Origin of the sequence: uncultured Treponema sp. (assembly GCF_945873775.1) — a bacterium.
Classification (GTDB): Bacteria; Spirochaetota; Spirochaetia; order Treponematales; family Treponemataceae; genus Treponema_D.
In genome coordinates, this window is sequence record NZ_CAMCEC010000017.1 from 1 (window position 1) to 20,153 (window position 20,153).

General features: G+C 39.6%; 14 protein-coding genes. 2 read left to right on the forward strand and 12 right to left on the reverse strand.

What is annotated here, in order from left to right:
- Positions 1 to 107: 107 nt before the first annotated feature.
- Positions 108 to 932, reverse strand: coding sequence for a hypothetical protein (locus Q0N70_RS08635; RefSeq protein WP_294015870.1), 825 nt, complete (start codon positions 930 to 932; stop codon positions 108 to 110).
- A gap of 133 nt (positions 933 to 1,065) precedes the next feature.
- Between Q0N70_RS08635 and Q0N70_RS08640 the strand changes: the two genes are divergently transcribed.
- Entirely contained in the window at positions 1,066 to 1,863 is a 798-nt protein-coding gene (locus Q0N70_RS08640; RefSeq protein ID WP_294015872.1) for a DUF4491 family protein, read from the forward strand.
- Between the two features lie 2 nt (positions 1,864 to 1,865).
- On the opposite strand, the gene Q0N70_RS08645 is transcribed toward Q0N70_RS08640, so the two are convergent.
- The 4 genes from Q0N70_RS08645 to Q0N70_RS08660 form a co-directional block, all read right to left on the reverse strand.
- Positions 1,866 to 3,095 (reverse strand): M20 family metallo-hydrolase, encoded by a 1,230-nt coding sequence (locus tag Q0N70_RS08645; RefSeq protein ID WP_294015873.1) that lies wholly within the window; start codon positions 3,093 to 3,095, stop codon positions 1,866 to 1,868.
- 75 nt (positions 3,096 to 3,170) lie between these two features.
- Positions 3,171 to 4,151, reverse strand: coding sequence for a UDP-glucose 4-epimerase GalE (gene galE, locus Q0N70_RS08650; RefSeq protein ID WP_294015874.1), 981 nt, complete (start codon positions 4,149 to 4,151; stop codon positions 3,171 to 3,173).
- Positions 4,152 to 4,254: 103 nt separating this feature from the next.
- The gene (gene abc-f, locus Q0N70_RS08655) at positions 4,255 to 6,189 is read right to left on the reverse strand and encodes a ribosomal protection-like ABC-F family protein (RefSeq protein WP_294015876.1); all 1,935 of its coding nucleotides are present in this window, start codon (positions 6,187 to 6,189) and stop codon (positions 4,255 to 4,257) included.
- A gap of 72 nt (positions 6,190 to 6,261) precedes the next feature.
- Positions 6,262 to 7,587 (reverse strand): SH3 domain-containing protein, encoded by a 1,326-nt coding sequence (locus Q0N70_RS08660; protein WP_294015878.1) that lies wholly within the window; start codon positions 7,585 to 7,587, stop codon positions 6,262 to 6,264.
- An 85-nt stretch (positions 7,588 to 7,672) separates the two neighbouring features.
- On the opposite strand from Q0N70_RS08660, the gene pepF reads away from it, so the two are divergent.
- Positions 7,673 to 9,472, forward strand: a complete 1,800-nt coding sequence (gene pepF, locus Q0N70_RS08665; protein ID WP_294015880.1) for an oligoendopeptidase F — start codon at positions 7,673 to 7,675, stop codon at positions 9,470 to 9,472.
- 84 nt (positions 9,473 to 9,556) lie between these two features.
- Here the strand turns inward: pepF and Q0N70_RS08670 are convergent, their stop codons facing one another.
- From Q0N70_RS08670 to Q0N70_RS08700, 7 genes are all read right to left on the reverse strand, one after another.
- Positions 9,557 to 12,718 (reverse strand): FlgD immunoglobulin-like domain containing protein, encoded by a 3,162-nt coding sequence (locus tag Q0N70_RS08670; RefSeq protein WP_294015882.1) that lies wholly within the window; start codon positions 12,716 to 12,718, stop codon positions 9,557 to 9,559.
- A gap of 3 nt (positions 12,719 to 12,721) precedes the next feature.
- The gene (locus tag Q0N70_RS08675) at positions 12,722 to 13,792 is read right to left on the reverse strand and encodes a hypothetical protein (RefSeq protein WP_277078536.1); all 1,071 of its coding nucleotides are present in this window, start codon (positions 13,790 to 13,792) and stop codon (positions 12,722 to 12,724) included.
- Positions 13,793 to 13,855: 63 nt separating this feature from the next.
- Positions 13,856 to 14,710: a 4-hydroxy-3-methylbut-2-enyl diphosphate reductase gene (gene ispH, locus Q0N70_RS08680; protein WP_294015886.1), complete on the reverse strand. Its 855-nt coding sequence runs from the start codon at positions 14,708 to 14,710 to the stop codon at positions 13,856 to 13,858.
- Positions 14,711 to 14,818: 108 nt separating this feature from the next.
- Positions 14,819 to 16,069, reverse strand: a complete 1,251-nt coding sequence (gene secF, locus Q0N70_RS08685; RefSeq protein ID WP_294015888.1) for a protein translocase subunit SecF — start codon at positions 16,067 to 16,069, stop codon at positions 14,819 to 14,821.
- The gene (secD, locus tag Q0N70_RS08690) at positions 16,069 to 17,805 is read right to left on the reverse strand and encodes a protein translocase subunit SecD (protein ID WP_294015890.1); all 1,737 of its coding nucleotides are present in this window, start codon (positions 17,803 to 17,805) and stop codon (positions 16,069 to 16,071) included. Before secD ends, secF begins: the two co-directional genes overlap by 1 nt.
- Positions 17,798 to 18,223 carry a preprotein translocase subunit YajC gene (gene yajC / locus Q0N70_RS08695; protein ID WP_294015891.1) on the reverse strand — a complete coding sequence of 142 codons (426 nt, stop codon included), beginning with the start codon at positions 18,221 to 18,223 and terminating at the stop codon, positions 17,798 to 17,800. Before yajC ends, secD begins: the two co-directional genes overlap by 8 nt.
- A 151-nt stretch (positions 18,224 to 18,374) precedes the next feature.
- Positions 18,375 to 20,150, reverse strand: coding sequence for a hypothetical protein (locus tag Q0N70_RS08700; protein WP_294015892.1), 1,776 nt, complete (start codon positions 20,148 to 20,150; stop codon positions 18,375 to 18,377).
- Positions 20,151 to 20,153 lie beyond the last annotated feature (3 nt).

A 20,153-nucleotide genomic window follows, 5' to 3' on the forward strand; every position in this document is an offset into this window, starting at 1 on the left:
GACATTAATATACCGCGCCTCCACCCTCCTTGTCAACACTAAATTTCCTTTTTTTTATGAAATTTTCAAATTTTTTTTGTGATTTTTTCAAATTTTTTTTATACAGGCTACCTATAGGTATAATAGTCATTCGCCCCCTTTTTCCCATATCCTGGCTCAGAATCATAAACTGCGTAATAGAAAAACAAGCGTACCGTTTCTCCGCCTTGATTTGTAAGAAAATATACATTGAAATTATATCTGCCATTTTTATCATAGGTAAAGTCTCGATCGTCCCAAAATTTCAAATTCGCATCAGAAAAATCAAAAGAAACAGAATCATCCGTAAATTCGCCTTTATACGCTCTCTGCCAGCCCCATCTTTCATCAAAAACTTCGCAAACAACATCACCCAAGCAATCTGGATTTTTGACTGAGATTTTATCAAACTTAAGAATTCCATTTTCATATTTTTTTTCAATATAAGGATTGTTTAATATTTTTATTTCACCAAGCAAATTTTCACCCTTAGCCACAATTTCAACAATATTTGAATATCCAAGTTGAATTGCTTCTAAACCAAACTCTGCATGAGAAAATCGCACATAAAAACTATAACGCTTTCCGGCATCAACATAAGGAAATGAAAATTGTTTTCTTTCACTAGCATTTATGGTAGATATTCTTTGCCAATAAGAGTAATCTTCAGGCATATAAAAAATGTCCACATTATTGCAACCGTCCGGCAAATTGGAAAACATGAGCTGAATGCCGTTTCCGCTTGTAGAATTATACGCTGAAAGACAATTTATTCCAGTTTTTTCTTCATTATTATTTCCTGAATTTACCAAGCCTGACAATTTTTCATCATCAAGAGAGCCGTCAGCCTTGCAGCCGCAAAACATGGACAATGCGACAAACGTACAAAGTGAAATTTTCAAAATTTTTTTCATAACAAATCCTCCAAAAATTAATAGAAATACCCGCTCAAAAAGAGCAGCTTCTATTCTACCCCCCCCCGGGATTTGTCAAGAGGTTTTATAAAAAATGTTTTACATTTTCACGCTGATTTTATAAAATGCTTTCATGCTGAATTTTTATGGAATAATTATTGCGTTTGCATCGTTTTTTGTGATTGGAATTTTTCATCCGATCGTTATAAAAGGCGAATATTATTTTTCTGAAAAAATCTGGCCGGCTTTTCTTGCGGCTGGAATTTTATTTTGCGCAGTTTCTGTTTTTACGGGCGGAATCATTTCTGTTTTGTGTGCGCTCATGGGAAGCGCGTGTCTTTGGAGCATAAAGGAACTTAAAGAACAGACCAAGCGAGTTCAAAAAGGCTGGTTTCCACAGAATAAAAAAAGAAGTCAAAATGTGGCAATGCAAGAAAAAATTTCAGAAGCGATAATAATCCGACCGATTCAAAAAAAAGACAACGGGCAGCTGGCTTCTATAATCCGCGCAATATTTGAAGAGTTCGGCGCGCCAAAAGAAAATTCAGTTTACTCGGACAAAGCAACGGATTTTCTTTTTGAAACATTCAGTGAAAATAAAAAATCAGAATATTTTGTTGCGGAACAGGACGGAAAAATTCTTGGCGGCTGCGGATATTTTCCAACTGAAGGGCTTCCGGCGGATTGCGCTGAAATTGTAAAATTTTATCTTTGCCCGGATTCGCGTGGAATGAGAATCGGAACAAAACTTTTCAATCTTATTGAAGAGCGCGCAAAACTCTCAGGCTACAAAAAACTTTACATTGAATCGTTCCCGCAGTTTTCAAGCGCAGTTTCAATGTACAAGAAAAAAGGCTTTACAGAACTTTCATCCCGCCTTGGAAATTCAGGACACACTGCGACAACAATTCATTTGATAAAAGAAATTTAAAATTACCTGCACGCCATGTATGCAATTGTAAGCGCATCCTTTGCAATATTTTTTACGATTGCATATTCGTTCGGCTGATGCGCAAGCTCATCCATCGTTGACCAGACGACAGCGTCAATGCCGGCATTTCTAAGTCCAGCCGCAACAGTTCCACCGCCAATGCCAACAAAACGCGGCTCAATTCCGTGCACATTTTTTATGGCTTCAAAAAGTTCTTTTGCAACAGGAGATTCCACAGATGTTGCTTTTGACTGTTCAGCCTGAAGCTCTTCAACTTGAATTTTCACGCCATAAATTTCTTCTGTTTCCCGGATAATTTTATTCACTTCCGCGCACACTTGGTCAAGAGAATACTGCGGAAGAATGCGGCAGTCTGCGCAGAAAACATCATCGCCCGGAATTATATTTACGCCGGAAACATTCTGATACTGCATTGTTGGCTCAAAAGTTGAACGAGAAGGCTCAAACATTTTGTCTTTTGCATTGAAAACTTTTTCAAGTTCGTGAATCTTTAAAGCAAGATAGCTTGAAGCGAGCTTTGCATTGCAGCCTTGGTCAGGACGAGAACCATGCGCCTGCTTTCCAATTGTATGAAACTTGAGCCAAAGAATATTTTTTTCCGCAACTTCGATTGTCTGTCCTAAAGGCTCTCCTCCGTCTGGAATAAGAATCCTGTCATTCGCACCAAAAATATTTTTGTGATTTTCTATAAGAAAATTCATTCCGTACTTTGAGCCGACTTCTTCATCAGCAATAAAAAGAAGCTTGATTGTATGAAGAGGAACAATATTTTGCTTTACAAAACTCAACGCCGCAAGAACTCCGCTGCAAAGTCCCTGCTGATTGTCTTCAACTCCTCTGCCGAATATTTTTCCGTCTTTTTCAACAGCTTGCCAAGGATTTGTATTCCACCGGGAAAGCTCGCCGACAGGAACAACATCAAGGTGTGCGCAAACCCAAATGCAAAAATCATTTTTTTCACCTGGAATTTCAGCGACCAAATTCGGACGAAGTCCAGCAGGAACTCTTGAGTCTGGAGCATCGTAATGCTTTAGATTTTTTATTCCATTTGACAAAAGCCAATTTTCAAGAGCAGCACATTTTTTTTCTTCGCCATCGCCGCCATTTTCAGGAGCAAGAGCCGGAATAGAAGTCAAAAGCTTTTCAAGCTCCACCATGCTGCAAGTATTATTTTCTATGTAATTTTTTATTTTTTCAAAATTAGAATTCATTTTTTTGTCCTAAAATATTTTTTTAAATTATAAAACAAAAAAGCCGCCTGTTTCAACAGACGGCCTTGGGCAAAACTAATTTTCGCTGTAGTACTTTAAGTAAGCGTCATAAGTTGACTTTATCAAAGTGTCAACATCGCTGTACTTTGGTTCCCAGCCAAGCACTTCTTTTGCAAGTTTAGAAGAAGCTGTAAGCTGAGCCGGATCTCCAGCGCGTCTGCCAACATATTCCGCAGGAATTTCTTTTCCCGTTATGCGGCGTGTAGCTTCAAGCATTTCTGTAACAGTAATTCCGTTTCCTGTTCCAAGGTTGAGCGTAAGGCTCTTTTTGTTCTTGGCAATATATTCCAAAGCAAGAACATGCGCAGAAGCCAAATCAGTTACATGAATGTAATCACGGATGCAAGTTCCGTCGCGTGTATCGTAATCGCTTCCAAAAACCTTTAGCTTGTCGCGCTTTCCGCAGGCAACTTCCATCATCACAGGAAGAAGGTTTGCAGGATTCCTTTCAAGTCCGTAAATAACGCCTTCAGGATCATAGCCTGCCGCATTAAAATATCTAAGAGCAGCAAATTTCAAATTCTTAAGCTTGTCGTACCAGCCCATGAACTCTTCAATTTTGAGCTTTGTAAATCCGTAGTAATTTTCAGGATTCTTAGGATGATTTTCATCAATCGGAAGATACTGAGGCTCGCCAAAAGTCGCCGCGCTTGAAGAGAAAACCATGTTGAGGCAGTTGTGAGCAACAGCAGCATTCAAAATATTTAAAGTTCCATTTATGTTGTTTATTGAATATTTTTCTGGGTAAATCATAGACTCGCCGGCAGCCTTAAACGCAGCAAGATGAATAAAAGCATCAAATCCGCGGGCAAACGCTTTGTCCAAATCTTCCGGATGAAGAATGTCGCCTGCAATGAATTCATTCTTCTTAAAAAGATTCTGGATAAGTCCGCTTGAAAGATTGTCAAAAACCGTAACTTCGTGGCCTTTTGCCATAAGCTCTTTTACAACGTGGCTTCCGATATATCCTGCGCCACCAATAACTAAAACTTTCATTTGCTCCTCCACCTTGGATTAAACTGAAAATATAATAATACAATAAACGTAATTTTTCAATTTATATAAAAAAAACTGCGCAACAATTTGCACAAAACTTTCATCATGAAAATGCCTCAAGTTTTTCCGCAGCACAAAGCCACTGAGCATTAAGCTCTTCAAGTTCCGAAGCGATTTTTAAAATTTGCGACTGAACAGATTTTGCAGTTTCGCCGTTTGAATAAACTTCCGGCAAAGAAAGCTGATTTTCAAGCTCCGATTTTTTTTCTTCCGCTTCAAGAATCATGGCTTCAAGCTTGTCTGCTTCTTTTTGAATTTTTCTTTTCTCGGACTCGCGTTTTTTCTGCTCTTCCCAAGAAAGTTTTGATTCAGTTTTTTGCTCCGATTTTTTTGTTTCGACAACTGAATTTTTTTCGCCTTCCGCAGACTGTTCTTCTTCAATGCGCTGCATATAATATTTGTAGTCGCCGACAAATTCTCTAAAAACGCCCGGATGAAGCTCCAGCACTTTTGTAGAAAGATCTTCAATGAATCCGCGGTCATGGCTTACAAAAACAACAGTTCCGCCAAAACTTTTCAAAGCTTCAAGCAGGACATCTTTTGAGTGCATATCAAGATGGTTTGTAGGCTCGTCAAGAACAAGAAGATTCACAGGACGAAGCAAAAGCTCAAGCAACGCAATACGGGATTTTTCTCCGCCGGAAAGCACATTGATGCTTTTAAAAACATCATCACCACGGAACAAAAACGCGCCAAGCATATCACGAAGTTTCGGCACGAGCTCAAGAGGAGCATTGTTTTCCAAACGCTCAAGAATTGTTTCGCTGCCATTTATTTTTTCCGCGCTGTCCTGACTAAAATACCCGACTGAAACTCCAGCTCCAAGCTTTACTGTTCCCGAAAAATCGTGATCAATTCCTGCAATGATTCTAAGCAAGGTTGACTTTCCGGCTCCGTTTCTTCCTGCGACAACAAGACGCTCGCCGTTTTCCACAACAAGATTCAGATTTTTTATTACATCTGGCCCGCCGTAATTTTTGCAGATATTTTCCAGCGTAAGAACAAGACGGCCTGAATGAGGAGCTTCTGGAAAACTAAAATGAATTTTTTTAAGGTTCTCTGGAATTTCTATTTTGTTTTCAAGAATTTTATCAAGCATTTTCTGACGCTCTTGAGCCTGAGCTGCTTTTGTCGCCTTATAGCCGAAACGCTTTATAAATTCTTCAAGATGCTGAATTTCCTGCTGTTGCTGCTCATAAGAAGCAATCAGAGATTCAAGCTCGACTTTTCGCACTTCTTCGTAATGAGAAAAATTTCCAGGATAGCGTTTTAAAGTTCCATTAAAAAGTTCGTAGACTTCATTTATTGTGTGGTCTAAAAAATAACGGTCATGGCTTACAAGTAAAAACCCGCCTTTAAAATCCGCAAGAAATTTTTCAAGCCAGTTGCGCGCTTCAATGTCAAGATAGTTTGTCGGCTCGTCAAGAAGAAGAATGTCCGGACCGCACATGAGAGCCTTTGCAAGCGCAATGCGCATCTGCCATCCGCCGGAAAATTCTTCAGTGCGCTTTGTAAAATCAGAACGCGCAAAGCCAAGACCAAGCAAAACTTGTTCCGCAAGAACTTCACGTCTATACCAGCCGCTGTTTTCAAGTTCAGCCAAAAGTTCTGAATGTTCAACTGCAATCTTGTCAGAATTTTCAGGATTTGATTTTAAAAGCTCGCCAAGAGTATCTGCCTTCTTTTGAATTTCGTAGCCCCAGTCAAACGCCTTGTCTGCTTCTTCCTTCAAAGTGCAGCCTGAATGAACAAGCCCGCTCTGTGGAAGATATGCAATGCGCGCATCCTTTTGAGCAATCCGTTCTCCAGAATCAGGTTCTGAAATGCCAGCCATTATCTTTATCAAAGTCGATTTACCTGCTCCATTTGCGCCGGTAAGAGCAGCCTTTGTTCCTGCCTGCAAATTCACAGAAACATTCTTTAAAATATCTCTGTCGCCAAATGCAAGCGAAACTTTTGAAAACTGAATAAACGCCATAAAAAACCTATTTTTATAAGCCAGTTCAAAGCAGAAAAAATTTTTTGAATTCTGAAACTAGCTCAGTAATTTTTATTTTTGAAAAAACAAAACCATAGAATTCGCAGGAAGAGAAACTGAAGAATATTTTCTTCCAAAACTATCGTCGTATTTTTCAATTATATTCGCATAAGCAAGCCTAAGTCCGTTGACTTCTTTTTTATAAAGGAAGTTGACTTCACGGCTGGCATTTTCAAAATGGAATGTAACAACTCCGTCCCAAGAAGATTTTAGAGTTCCGTCAAGAAAATATTTCATTTCAACAATTCCAAAGCCTTTTGAACCTGAAGGAATTACAGACGGAACAAGCTTAGAAAATCCGCTCCACCTGAAAATATTCCCATCGTTAAAAGAAAGTGTTCCGTAGTTTCCGCTCTTGAAATCCGGTCCAAGAGTTTGGATAGATTTGTAAAGTCCCTGCCGTCTGTTTTTTTCTGCAGAAACTATTTCTTCGATTTTTATATTTTCATCAAGCGAAACAAAATTGTAAGTCTTTGGTTTTCCGCCTTCATCTGTATATTTTACAATTATGAATTTCGAATTCCGCGGAACAATTTCAACAGGAGCATCTTTTGCCTTGTAGTCTCCGTTGTCCGCTTTTTCAAATTCTGAATACGGAAAACTTACATTCAAATTTGGAAGACTGATTTTTGTAGTGCCGGAAACATATCCTGAATCAAAACCGTAGCCAGGAACAATGTAGTCCAAGTCAATCTGCTTTTTTGAAATCATGGTTCTGTAATATTCAGGATACCAGGCAGTTGAAAGAATTTTTTCAAGAGTTTCATCAGCTTTTTGAGATTCAACAACTTCAGCTCCAGTTCCATAAGTTCCATCCAAGTTCATTTCAAAAAGCCTAAGATTGTAGCTAAAGCACCAGCCTTCAGTTCCGTTGTCAGTAAGGACATGAAGCCATTCGCCCGGAAGCGGAACTCCGCCGTTTGTAGGAGAAACTCCCTTTCCTTTGTAAAGCGTGCGGATAACTTCATTTTTACGCAGACGGTAAACTTGCTTTGAAGTGTTCACTTGTTCCGCGCGGATTGGAAGTCCGTCCAAAATACAGAAAGCGTATTTTCCTTTATACTCAGAATATTTTTGCGCGCGCTTCAATGCCTTTGACTTTGGTTCAGGAGCAGAAAGTTTCCATAGAGGAACTTCAATTTTTTCTTTTGTTTCAGGAACTCCGATTACATAAACTTTTGAAATATTTGACTTTAAATAAACAGGAACAACTGTTCCGTCTGGAATTTCTTTTTCGCCGACATTCCATAAAAGAACTCCGTATCCAATAATTCCAGAGCATGAAGAAAAAATAAGCATGAACAATGAAAATGCAAAAAGAATGAATCTATTTTTCATGGCGGATATTCTACAGGATTTTGCCATAAAGTTCTACAAAAGAAGCAAAATTGAATTTTTATCTTTTTTGCTATAATATGAAAATATGAAAGACGAAACAATTCCATTAAGAAAAGACATCCCGGCAGAATACAAATGGGATCTTACACAGCTTTATAAAACAGACGAAGAATGGGAAGCGGATCTAAAAAAAATTCCTTCGCTTGTAAAAACATTTGCATCATTTAAAGGAAGACTGGCGGAAAGCAGCAGCATTTTTCTTGAAGCTTTAAAAGCAGACGAAGCTCTCGACCGTCAAATTGAAAAAGTCTATCACTACGCAAGCCTTAACAATGAAGCCGACCAAGGAGACAGTTCCGCGCAGGAAAAATACAGCCGCGTAATGATGGCATACACAGCAGCCTGCTCTGAAACAAGTTTTTTTACGCCGGAACTTCTTGCAATTCCAGATGAAAAAATAAATTCCTGGATTGAACTTCCAGAGTTTAAAGACTATAAAATTTACATTCAAAAAGCTCTTCATGCAAAGCCGCATATTTTAAGCGAAAAGGAAGAACGTATAATGGCTCTTCAGTCAGAATCTGGACAGACAGCTTCAAATGTATTTTCACTTTTAAATGATGTTGACATGAACTTTGGAACAGTAGAAGTTGAAGGAAAACAGCTTCCGCTCACCCATAGCACTTGGAGCGACTTTGAAGAAAACCAGGACAGAAAAATCCGCAAGGAAGCTTATGAAAAATTCTACGGAGTATTTGAAAGCCACGCAAACACACTCGCAGCTTTATATTCAGGCTCTGTAAAAAATGACATTTTTCATGCACGGGCACGCGGCTACAATTCATCTTTGGAAGCAGCTTTATACGGCGACAAAGTTCCAGTAAGCGTTTACAAAAATCTTATAGAAACAGTCCACAAAAATCTTAATACACTGCATAGATATTATGAAATCCGCAGAAAAGTCCTTGGAGTTGAAGAACTTCGGCACTACGATGTTTATGTTCCGCTAGTAAAATCTGTAAAGTCAAAAATTTCTTACGATGAGTCTGTTGAAATTGTAAGAAACGCGCTTGCAGTTTTGGGAAGCGAATATACAGACACGCTTTGCGGCGGATTAAAAGGAGGCTGGGTTGACCGGTTTGAAAACAAAGGAAAAAATTCCGGAGCATTTTCAAGCGGCTGCTACGAAGGCTATCCTTACATCCTTTTAAATTACAAAGACACTTCATTGCGCGATGTTTACACAATGGCGCATGAAGGCGGACATTCAATGCATTCCTGGTACAGCGTCCGCAACAATCCGTTCATGTCTTATGAATATACAATTTTTGAAGCTGAAGTTGCGTCTACATTTAATGAAGAGCTTGTGTTCGAGTATCTTCTTAAAAACGCAAAAGACCATGAAATGAAAAAATATCTTTTGTCTATGAGAGCAAACGATATTCTTGCAACTTTGCACCGCCAGACAATGTTTGCGGAGTTCGAGTTGAAATGCCATGAAGCTGTAGAAAACAACGAACCTTTAAGCACAGAAGCAATCCGCAGTATTTACAGAAAACTTTTGGAACAGTACTTCGGACCGGCAATGAAATTTGAAAAATCCAGCGACATGGAAGGACTTCGCATTCCGCATTTCTACAACGCATTCTATGTCTACAAATACTCAACAGGAATTTCCGCAGCCCTTGCGCTCGCAAAAAGAGTTGTCAACGGCGGAAAACAAGAGCATGACGACTACTTTAAATTCTTAAAGTCCGGCGGCTCAAGATACCCAATTGAAAGCCTAAAAGTCGCAGGCGTAAACATGGAAAGCACAGAACCAGTTCAAGCGGCTCTTGACACATTCAAAGAACTTGTTGACCAACTGGAAGAAGAACTGCTGTAAAATTAAACAATGCACAGATAAAAAATGCCAGCTTTTTTCAAAGCTGGCATTTTTTGTTTTATGTTTTTAACGCAAAGTCATAACCTATTTTTCAAGAATAAATTCTACACGGCGGTTTTTCCAGTTCACATTTGTATCCTTGCGATCTGCAACTGGCTCAGTTCCACCCTTTCCTTCAACAGAAAGACGAGAAGAATTAATTCCTAACTTTACAAGATTGTTCTTAACAAATTCAGCTCGCTGCTCAGAAAGAGAAATCAAAGCCTTGCCCCAAACGCCTTCCTCTGTTTCTTCTGCAGAATTGTCAGAAATTCTATTTGCGTGTCCAACGATAGTAACTTTGTAGTCTTTGAACTTCTTAAGGATTTCAGAAACACGTTTTAGAACACGCGCATTGTTGTCAGCCTGCGCCTGAGTAATTCCAGCCTTGACAATTTTTCCATTAGCATCAACAGTTCTTACACCAAAGTCAGCTTCATTGCTTCTAAAGATAATCGAAGGAATTTGCATCTTGAGCTTGTCGCCATCACGGACAACAAGAACATCAACATTTATAACGCCTTGCGCAGTGCTTGACATTCCAAGTTCATCGTAAGCTGTAAATTCAAACGGATAATCTTCCGCAGACTGAACAATTTCTCCATTGTTTCCGCGTCCATCCCAAATGATTCTTTTTGTAATTGAAGATTTTCCGCTTGTCTTCCAGAACGATTTTCCGTTTCTGTCTTTGATTGTAAAGTTCCAATTTTTAAGTCCCGCAATTGTCTGGCATCCAAGCTCAATAAACAAGTCGTCATCATTGCCATCGTTATCCGGGCTGAAATATTTTGGAGCAGTTCTAACAGAAAGCGCAGGCGGAATTGCAGTGCAGATAAAGCTTGAAGAAGCCGCGTCTACAACATTTCCTTTTGCATACTCAACATGAAGTTTTCCAGTAAATGTTCCTTCAGCAATTTTTTCATCCGATGTGTCGCCTACCCAAGTAATTGCAGCCGGAAGATTTTCACTGTCATTGCTAGAGAATGTTTTTACAACAGAATTGGCAGCATCAACAATATCAAATTTCCATGAAGAAATTCCTTCAGCAAGAGAAACCTTTATATCGAATTTCTGGGCATCAAGAATTCCGTCTGCATTAGGAGAAATGCCTTTGTATTCAGCTGTAACAAATCCTGTTACCGGGCGTGCATCCAGAGAAATTCCTGCAATTGTTGTGCTTCCAGAATTTCCTGCCGCATCCTTTGAAGAAACCGCAAGTGAATAAATTCCATTCGCCGCTTTGTTTCCGCTGTCGTCTGTTCCGTCCCATGCAAAATCCAAAGCCTTTGAATTATTCCAGGCAAAAGTTTTTACAATCTGATTTTTCGCATTTCGAATTTCAGCATTCCATTTTGTTTCAACAGAGCAGTCTTCAATTTTTACAGGAATAGTCTGCCGGCTTGAAATTCCATCTGGAGAAAAAATTGTATAAGGCGCAGAAATTTTTATTGAAGGCGCAACTGTGTCAAGAATAAATTCTTGGCTTACAGCTTCTGCTTCTGTTCCGCTGTTTGCGACTGTTTTTATAACAGCAGAATAAGTTCCATCTGCGCATCTTGTTCCGTTGTCAGCAAGTCCGTCCCAAATAAATGAAGAAGGAATTTTTCCTGAGCCTTTAAAAGTTTTTACAGCCGTTCCATTGAAAATCTTAAGTTCATAAGAGTCGATTCCACTTGAAGCTTTTGCAACTGGAGTCAAAACAACCTTGTCCTGAATTCCATCTCCATTCGGCGAAAACGCAGCCGGACTTACAGAAAGCGCAAGTTCAGTCTTGCTTGTATCAAGAACAAATTCTTTTGATTCCATTAAATTGCTGTTTCCTGCAAGCTCAGAAACTTCAAGGACATATTTATATTTTCCGTCTTTTACAAATTGTCCGTTGTCATCAAGTCCGTCCCATTCAACAGAAGCAGGAAGAACTGTGTCAAAATCAAAATTCTTTACAGCGGCATTGTTCTCATCAACAATTTTTCCTGTCCAAGTTTTTTCTCCAGTATAGGCCGGCTCTGCAACTTGCTGCTGAGAAATTTGGAATTTATTTTTTCCATTGAAAACTGTGTTTGCAGGAAGAGAAACAGCGGCTTTCGGAGCTTCATTATCAAGAACAAAAACAGGCGAATAAACAGCAGCAGGCTCATAGCCATTCAAATACTTTGCGGTTATTTTTGCACGGTACTCGCCATCAGCCAAATCTGCGCCTGAATTATTTTTTCCATCAAATAGAAATGAAGAAGGCGGATTCGTTTTTCCTGATTTTGAATAATAAACTTTGTCATCGTCTTTTCCTACAATAGAAATCTGCCAGTCAGTAAGAGAGTTTACGCTTGCAGAAGGAGACGGAATTGCAACTGCAAAATTAATTGTTTTTCTTGCAACTGCCACGCTTCCTTTTGGAGACGGAGCAAAATATCTTGAGCCGTTTATTGAAACTGCAGTTTCAGGTTTTTCAGCAGAGAAAATTATATTTGAAATTCTTGCCTGCTCAGAAGTGTTTCCAGCCAAATCAGTTGAAGTGATTTCGTAATTGTAAACGCCGTCCGGCACAATGGACTTGCTTTCGTTTGTTCCGTTCCATTCAATTTCAAGCGGAGAAGAATCTTCCCACTTATATGAGCGAACAAGATTTCCCTGGGCATCTGTTATTTTTGCAGTCCACAATTTTTCGGCTGAACCTGACTGCTTGATTTTTAAAACAGCCTTGTTTCCTTCACCAAAAATTTTATCAGAGCCTGCAAGATTTGCAAGATTGATTTCCGGCGGAGTATTGTCAACTACAACAGGCAGCTTTGAAGTTGTAGCAGTATTTCCATTGTCATCAGAAGCCGTAAACTGATAATAATAAGTTCCGTCCTGCGCCAATGAACCGTCATCCAAAAATCCGTTCCAGACAATTGTGGAAGGAATATCAACGCCGCGCTTTGGAGTTATTAATGTCTTGAAAAAAGTTTTAAAAGTAAATTTTGAAGGAAGCGAAATTTTGTTTCCGATTGTGCGCACAACATTTCCTGCTTCATCAGTAATTACAAAGCTCCACTCTTTTACATAACGTTTTTCGCGGATTTTCAAAGGAACTTCAAGAGTGTCCTGAATTCCATCGTTGTTCGGTGAAATGTATACAATGCCAGGCTCGGCAAAAAGCTCAGTAGAAAAACTGAGCGCAGAGCAAAAGGCAAATGCTGTAAAAATTTTTCTAGTCATTTTTTTCATTTTTTATTCCTCGTTCCAAAGAATGATTTCAGGAGCATCAGTGTCTTTCAAACCCAAGTCAAGTCTTGCGCCAAAACTTACAGCCTGAATTCCTGAATAAAGCGTCTGCGTTGCAACAGAAGGTGTTACTTCGCTTTTTTCCCAGTCAGCATTAGTTTCTGAAATTTTTTTAGAAGTGATTCCAAGCTTTAATGAAACGCCAACTGAAACGCTGTTCACGCCGTCTGCCTTTCCTTCTGCAATTTCACGGACATTAGCCTGCCAGCCAAGAGACAAGCGGACAAATTTGTTATATTCAAATCCAATTCCTAAATCCATTACGCAGTTCTGAAAAAACGGAAAAGCAAGATCTGTGCTAAATGAACCTGCCCACTTTTTTACTTCAAAAACTGTTGAAGCAAAAGAAACTCTTGGAGTAAGTGCCGAAGGATAAGATGAAGATTCTTTCTTGTCATCAATTCCAAGAGTTTCATAGTCAACAGGCTTTCCAATATTTAAAAGTGAAATCCCAAACCTTGGATTTGTAAAAATGCTGAAGCTGTCCATTTTATAAAGCGCGCCCAAATCTATTCCAATAGAAAAGTCAGAACCGCTGCCCATATAAAGTCCAGAATATGCATTCGCGCCTACGGAAAGTTTTTCATTGACTTCTTTTGATAATCCGGCGTGAAAAACTAAAGTCTTTCTTAAATCCATTCCGTAAAAATCAGCAAAAAGAGCATTTGCAGTAAGTGAAAAAACAGACCACTTTGTAGGAACTATCATTCCAGCCTGAAATCCGCCGCCAACAGTTTTATCGCTGCTTTCGCCTTCAATTTTCACTTTGTCAAAGTTGTAAAAAACAGTTCCGCTAAAATTAATATCAGCACGCTGCTCGCCAGCCGTAAGAGCAGGATTATAAGTTATGGACGCAGGAACAATCGTAAAATTCGGACCGCCAGCAGCAGACGCCGCGCCAGACATAAGCTCAGGATTTGCAAGCCTATAAAGATCCTCGCCACCATAAGGTGGATTGTAAGCAAACAGTTCTGCCATGCCTGCTAAAAAAGCCGCAGCCAAAATTACTTTTTTCATAAAGTAAACCTCCAGATTCAAATTATAATGAAAAATAAAACTATTTCAAATGGAATAAAATTTTTATTTGCCACAAAGCAAAGCGCGCTCAACTTCATCTATGACAAAATCAGGAGTGCTCGCTCCAGCAGTAAGCCCGACAGTTTTCAAAGAATAAATTTCATCAGGGATTTCTGAAGCGTCTTCTATGAGCGCAGTTTTTCCGCAGATTAAAGATGCCGTTTCAAAAAGCCTGCGTGTGTTTGCAGAATTCTTTCCGCCAATGACAAGAATTGCATCCACTTTTCCTTCAAGTTCTTTCAATGCGTTTTGCCGCTCCATTGTCGCCGAGCATATAGAATTGAAAATTTGAACTGAAGAATTTTTCTTTTTCAGCACCGAAGCGATTTTTTCAAACTCAACAGGGCTGAATGTTGTCTGCGCAATCAAAACTGTTTTTTCAGGAATTTCAATTTTTAAAGCTTCCGCTGCGCTTTCCACAACAAGTGCATGATTTTCCGCATAGCCTGAAATGCTTACAACTTCGCCATGATTTTTGTCGCCCGCAATCACAACGAGAAAACCTTTCTTTGCCCATTCAGCCGCTCTTTTCTGGCTAAGGTGAACTCTTGGACAAGTCGCATCAAGAATTTCCGCCCCCTGATTTTCAAGAGCAGAAACAACTTGCGGCATAGTTCCATGAGCACGAATTACAACAACTGAATCACTTTTCGCTTTTTCAAGTGAAGAAGGCTCAAGAATCCGCGCGCCCTTTTTTTCAAGAGAATCCATAACAAGAGGATTATGAATCAAAGGTCCAAGAGTAAAAACTTTCTTCTGTCCATTTTTCTCTGAATTTTCAAGAGCAGCGGAAGCAGTTTCAACAGCACGCCTAACTCCCATGCAAAATCCCAGAACTTTGGCACGAACAACTTTCAACGGCAGCTCCAAAAACAGTTTATAAAAGAAAAAAGCCGCAACTAAAAAAGTTACGGCCTTAAAATAACTTCTTATCAGACGGAATAAAAATTCCGCCCAAAGCAATTTTTAAACATTCTGTGCAGACTTAAACGAAAGAACATTTTTGTTGTTATGCGGCCTTACGTGATTTGCAAATTCTCCCGGCTCCCAGTTGCGGCGCATCAAAGACACAAACCCCGGAACAATGAGCATAGAAGAATAACATCCAGAAACAAGACCAACTGTAAGAATAATCGCAAAGTCCTTTATGCTTCCTGAAGTAAAAATAAGAAGCGCAACAGAAGCGAACATTGTTGTTACAGTTGTGATAATTGAACGCATCAATGTTTCAGAAATCGAAGCATTCAAAATATCATTAAAGTTCTTTGTCTGAATCAAGCTGATATTTTCGCGCACACGATCCAAAATAACGATTGTAGCATTGATTGAGTAACCAAAAATCGTAAGAACCGCCGCAAAGCTTGTCGCAGAAAATTCAACCTGTGTCCAGGAAATAAACGAGAACATTATAAGGCAGTCGTGAACAAGTCCAATTATCGCGCCAGCCGCAAAATCCCAGTGGAATCTTATAGCGCAGTAAATCCAGATTGCAAGCAAAGTAACAACTGCAAGAATAACAGACTTGATTGCATTGCTGCTAGAAAATCCAGAGCCTACAAAGTCGGTTTTAATAATCGCAACATTGCTTTCGCCGAATTTTTCCTTGAGAGAACCGATAATTCCTGCCTGAAGAGAATCAGAAGAAGCATCATCTTTTGAAATTGCCGCACGAATCTGGAAACTTCTGTTTGAATCATCTCCAAGTTCCTTTACTTCAACGTTTTCAGAAGCAAGTGCCGAGCGGACATCATCAATAGAAACATTTTTTGACGCATCTGAAACATAAAGCAAAACAGGAACATCTGCGGAAAGACGAGATGTTGAAGAGCTGTCCAAATAAATTCCATAAGAACTTACATTTTCAGCACCTTTTACAGAAACAGAAAGTCCCTCAACTTCAGAAAGAGAAGCCGCAATATCTTTTATAGAAGGATTCTGCGCATAAGAAAAAACTTTAGTTTCGTTTTCTGCGCTAGTTCCTGTTATAACAAGTTCCAAAGCAGTGCTTGAAGTTCCAAGGCTTATATTTGCAGCGCCGTTGTAGGAAATTTCAATGGCAGCCGGACCAATGCGAACCTCTTCCAAAAGACCAGGCACAAAGTCAATGCCAAAGTTTATTCCGCGGATAAAAAATCCTGCGATTCCAAAAAGAATCAAAACTGAACTTAAAACAGCACAGGCAGGAAATGCTTTACTGAATTTTTTTACTGTTTTCATTATTTAATCCCCCAGCCAATGCTGATATTCTTTACTTTCAAAACTTCTGTCTGGAAATCAAATATAAGGCGAGAAACAACCAAAGCTGTAAATACTGTCGAAACTACACCAATCGCAAGGCTCACTGCAAATCCCTGAACGGCACCGCTTCCAAGCTGTGTCATAAAGATTGCGGCGATAAATGTTGTGATATTTGAGTCCATGATTGCCCAGAATGCGTTGTCAAATCCTGCGCTTACACTAGAAGCTCTGTCTTTTCCAAGGCGGCGTTCTTCCTTTATGCGCTCAAAGATAATAACGTTCGCATCAGTTGCCATTCCGATTGTAAGAATCATACCGGCAACAGTCGGCAAAGTAATTGTAAGATTAAATGCGCTCAAAATACTGAACATGATATAGAGATTCAAAACCTGAGAAACACAGGCATTTATTCCAGAACCTTTGTACCATATAAGCATGAAAATCATAATTGAAAGAAGACCAACTGCAACTGCCAAAAGTCCCTGGCGGATTGCCTGTTCTCCCAAAGAAGCTCCAATTACCTGCTGGCTTTCAACGCTAAGAGGAACATCAAGCCAAGCTGTCTGTAAAACCTTGCGTAAGTTCTGGGCTTCGCGCTGTCCAAATCCTGTAATCTGAACGTTTCCGCCTGTAATGGCAGTATTTATAGTAGCATTTGACTTGATTTTATTGTCGCTGATAATGCAGAGATTTTCGCCAACGTGCTCGCCTGTGAATTTTCCAAAGATTTCAGCGCCTTCAGCATCAAGAGAAAATGTAACCGCCGGACGTCCTGTAAGTTCCTCTGCACCGACATCAGCTGACTTTATGTGCTTTCCGTCAAGAGCAACTTCTTTCTTTACAACAAGATAGCCTTCACGCTGGTCAAGTCCGTAAGCGTCTGTTGTGTAGTAACCCAAAACTTCGCAGTCGTCAGGGATGATTGAAGGATCAACAAGATTTCCTCTTATGTCAAAAGTTGTGTCAGGATTGTTGTAATAATAAGCATTGAAATTTGAAGTAGCCTCATTATCAACAAGGCGGAAATTCAAAATTCCGCGGCCCTGAATTATCGAGTTAATCTGATCGGCTTCTGCAGAACCTGGAAGCTCAATATAAATTCTGTCTTCGCCCTGCTGCCTGATTGTTGGAGAACTCAAGCCAAAGCGGTCAATGCGGCTTGTCAAAGTCTCAACGGCCTGAGCCATTATGTCAGCCTTTAAAGTTCCTGTGTCCAAAACAGCATCGCCCTGCTTTGCAATAACAGAGTCAAGGTCAGCCTTTACAATTACGTTCATTCCGCCTGAAAGGTCAAGACCAAGTTTTACGGAATTCTTGTAATAGTCTTTTGTCTTAAGAATCTTTTTTCTATAAATTCCTTCAATAAAAGAAGCAAGCTCTGATTTTGAATCAAAAGAATTCAATGCATCTTTTAAAAGAATTGCAGAAGGAGCTTTTTCTCCGGCAGATTTGAAATTCTTCTTTGCCTGTTTTAAAAGCCACTGGCTGTCTTCTGGAATTGGAGCTTCTGAATTTGCTTTTACAGCATCAACTAATTTTCTAACTTCAGAATTAGCCCTGAAGCTTGAATAATTTTTTATATTTTCCAAAGAACTCAAGGCAAGAACCTTGTCCTCTTTTGGAGTACGTACATACCAGCTGATTGACGGCCACAAAAAGGCAAAGCAAACAGCCAGCACTGCAATAATCATAAAAAGCCGGCTTTTCTTACTCATCTTTCTTTTCCTCTGAAGCAGCTGGCTCTTTGTTTTCCTCGCTAGGTTTTGGCTCTTCTTTCTGCTTTTTTCCTGATTTCTTTTCTTCAGTTTTTGCAGCAGGCTTGTCAGAAACAACAGTTGCAATTGCAGAGCGGTTGAATTCTATTTTTGTATTTTCATCAACTCTTACTGTAACGACATTTGAATCTTTTTTTACAGAGCTGACAGTTCCGTGGATTCCTCCGATTGTAATTACTTTGTCGCCCTTCTGAAGCGCATCAAGCATTTTCTGAAGCTCTTTCTGCTTTTTGTTCTGCGGACGAATCATAAAAAAGTACATAATTCCTATGATAAGAATGAGAGGCAAAAACATTCCAAATCCGCCGCCCATAGCCGCAGGATCAGCTGCCTGTAACAAAAGTGAATTAAACAACATATTAAATTCCTTCCTTCGTAATTAATTTAAAATGGTATAAAAGGATAGCATTATTCGCATAAATTTACAAGAGAATTATTTAGAGCAATTCATTTCATAAACTCCAAACTTTCTTGCGCTAATTGAGATAATTTTTTCAAAAAAAAGGAAATTATCTTCCAAGCAATTTTTCAAGCTCGGAATTTTTGCTTAGATACAAAGAATTTGACGGATCAAGGGCAACAACTTGCTTCAAATAATACTGCGCCCGTCTCCAGTCTTTTTTTGCATAGTAAATTTCGTAAAGCCTATAAAGTGAATCCTTGTTGCGCGGGTTTGCAGTCAGGCTTGCCCTTAAATCTGCAAGAGATGAATCTTCTGTTCCCTGAATCTGGCTGCGTTCAAAATACAGAAAGCTTTTCATTCTTTGGCTGGCGGAAGGCAAAAGGCTTGAAATAAGCTGCATCGCTGAATTTTTTTGTCCGGAAGCAGAAAGAACTTTAACGTAAGCCATGCACGAATTTTCGTCAGCAGGATTTTCCTCATAAGCTTTTAGCGCAAGATTCATCGCTTCTGTGTTCTTTTTTAGCGCAAGGCAAATATCAATATGGCTAAAAAGCGAAGTTTTTTGCGCTGAAGGAATCTGCATAAGCCGTGAGCTTAGGGAATACGCCTTTACATAATCAGATTTTTTTATATATTCATCCAAAAGAATTTCCATTGCCTGAACATTTTCTGAATCTTTTTCAAGAACTTTTTCAGCAAGCTCAAGAGCTGTCATTCCATTTACAGAAAGCCCCGCAATAGAAGCGGTTTCAGCGGCAACCAGCAAAGTTTCAGAATCATCAGGATACAAGTTAAGCGCAGTTCCGGCAGTTTCTATGGCGGCGGCATTGTTCTTGCTCCAGTCACGCAAAAGCTGTGTGCGCAAAAGATAATATTCCTTGGAAGCGGCGTTTTTCTTTTCAACAGCATCAAGCAAAGAAGAAGCCCGGATATAGTCCTGTTTTTCCATTAGGATTTTTGCACGCAGCAAAACATAGCTTGTGTTATCCGGCTCAAGCAAAAGAACACGCACAACAAAGCCTTCTGTCTTGTCAAAGTCCCCAAGATGAAAAGCCGAAAGCGCGCAAGTCTTTAAAAGCTCTGTGTCCTGCGGGAATCGCGACAAAAGCTCTTCGCCAAATGAAAGCGCAAGCTCATACTGTCCCGTCAAAAAACAAGCCTTTGAAACAGACTCAAGAATTTCCTTGTTTCCGCCAGAATACTTTCCGTTGCTAAGCTTAAAATATTCCAGAGCCTTTTCATTGTTGTTCTGCTTTAGACACAGAATTCCCATAAGATAATTTGCAAGAACTGAATCAGGACAAAGCTCAAGAGCAAAATTTAAAGAATTTTCTGAAAGCTCATAATAATCTTCTATTGTTACTCCCGATGAAGTCAAAAGAACCAGCGACGGAAGCATAATGGAAAGAAAGTCAGAGCGGTTCATGCTTAAATCATAAATTCCCTTCTTTGCGCTTTCAACGGCACCAATGTACTGATTTGTCCTTGCAATAGGCGGAACACTCCAAGTAACGGCTTCTGACGGCCAGGCAAGTTTCATAATTTCCGCGGAAATATAAAGAATGCTTTTTTCAGCGTCGGAATAGTCATCGGGAGAACTTTTATGAATTGAAGCTGCGGCCTGCCTTAAACTTTGTGGAGAACCGATTTCCACAAGGCGCATTGTTTCTTTGTCGATAGAAGAAAAAAAAGACCTGTTTTTTGAAGGAGAAACTTGAACCGCGACTGCCGGCAACTTTTCTTCGGATTTCGGCGCAGGAGAAGGCGAACTTGCACAAGAGAAAATAAATGGCAATGTAGCAAAAACAAGATAAAAAGTTCCACGCATTTTCCGTAAAGAAATTCTTTCTGAAATTGTGGCATCTCTAAAAAACCCGGCCACAGT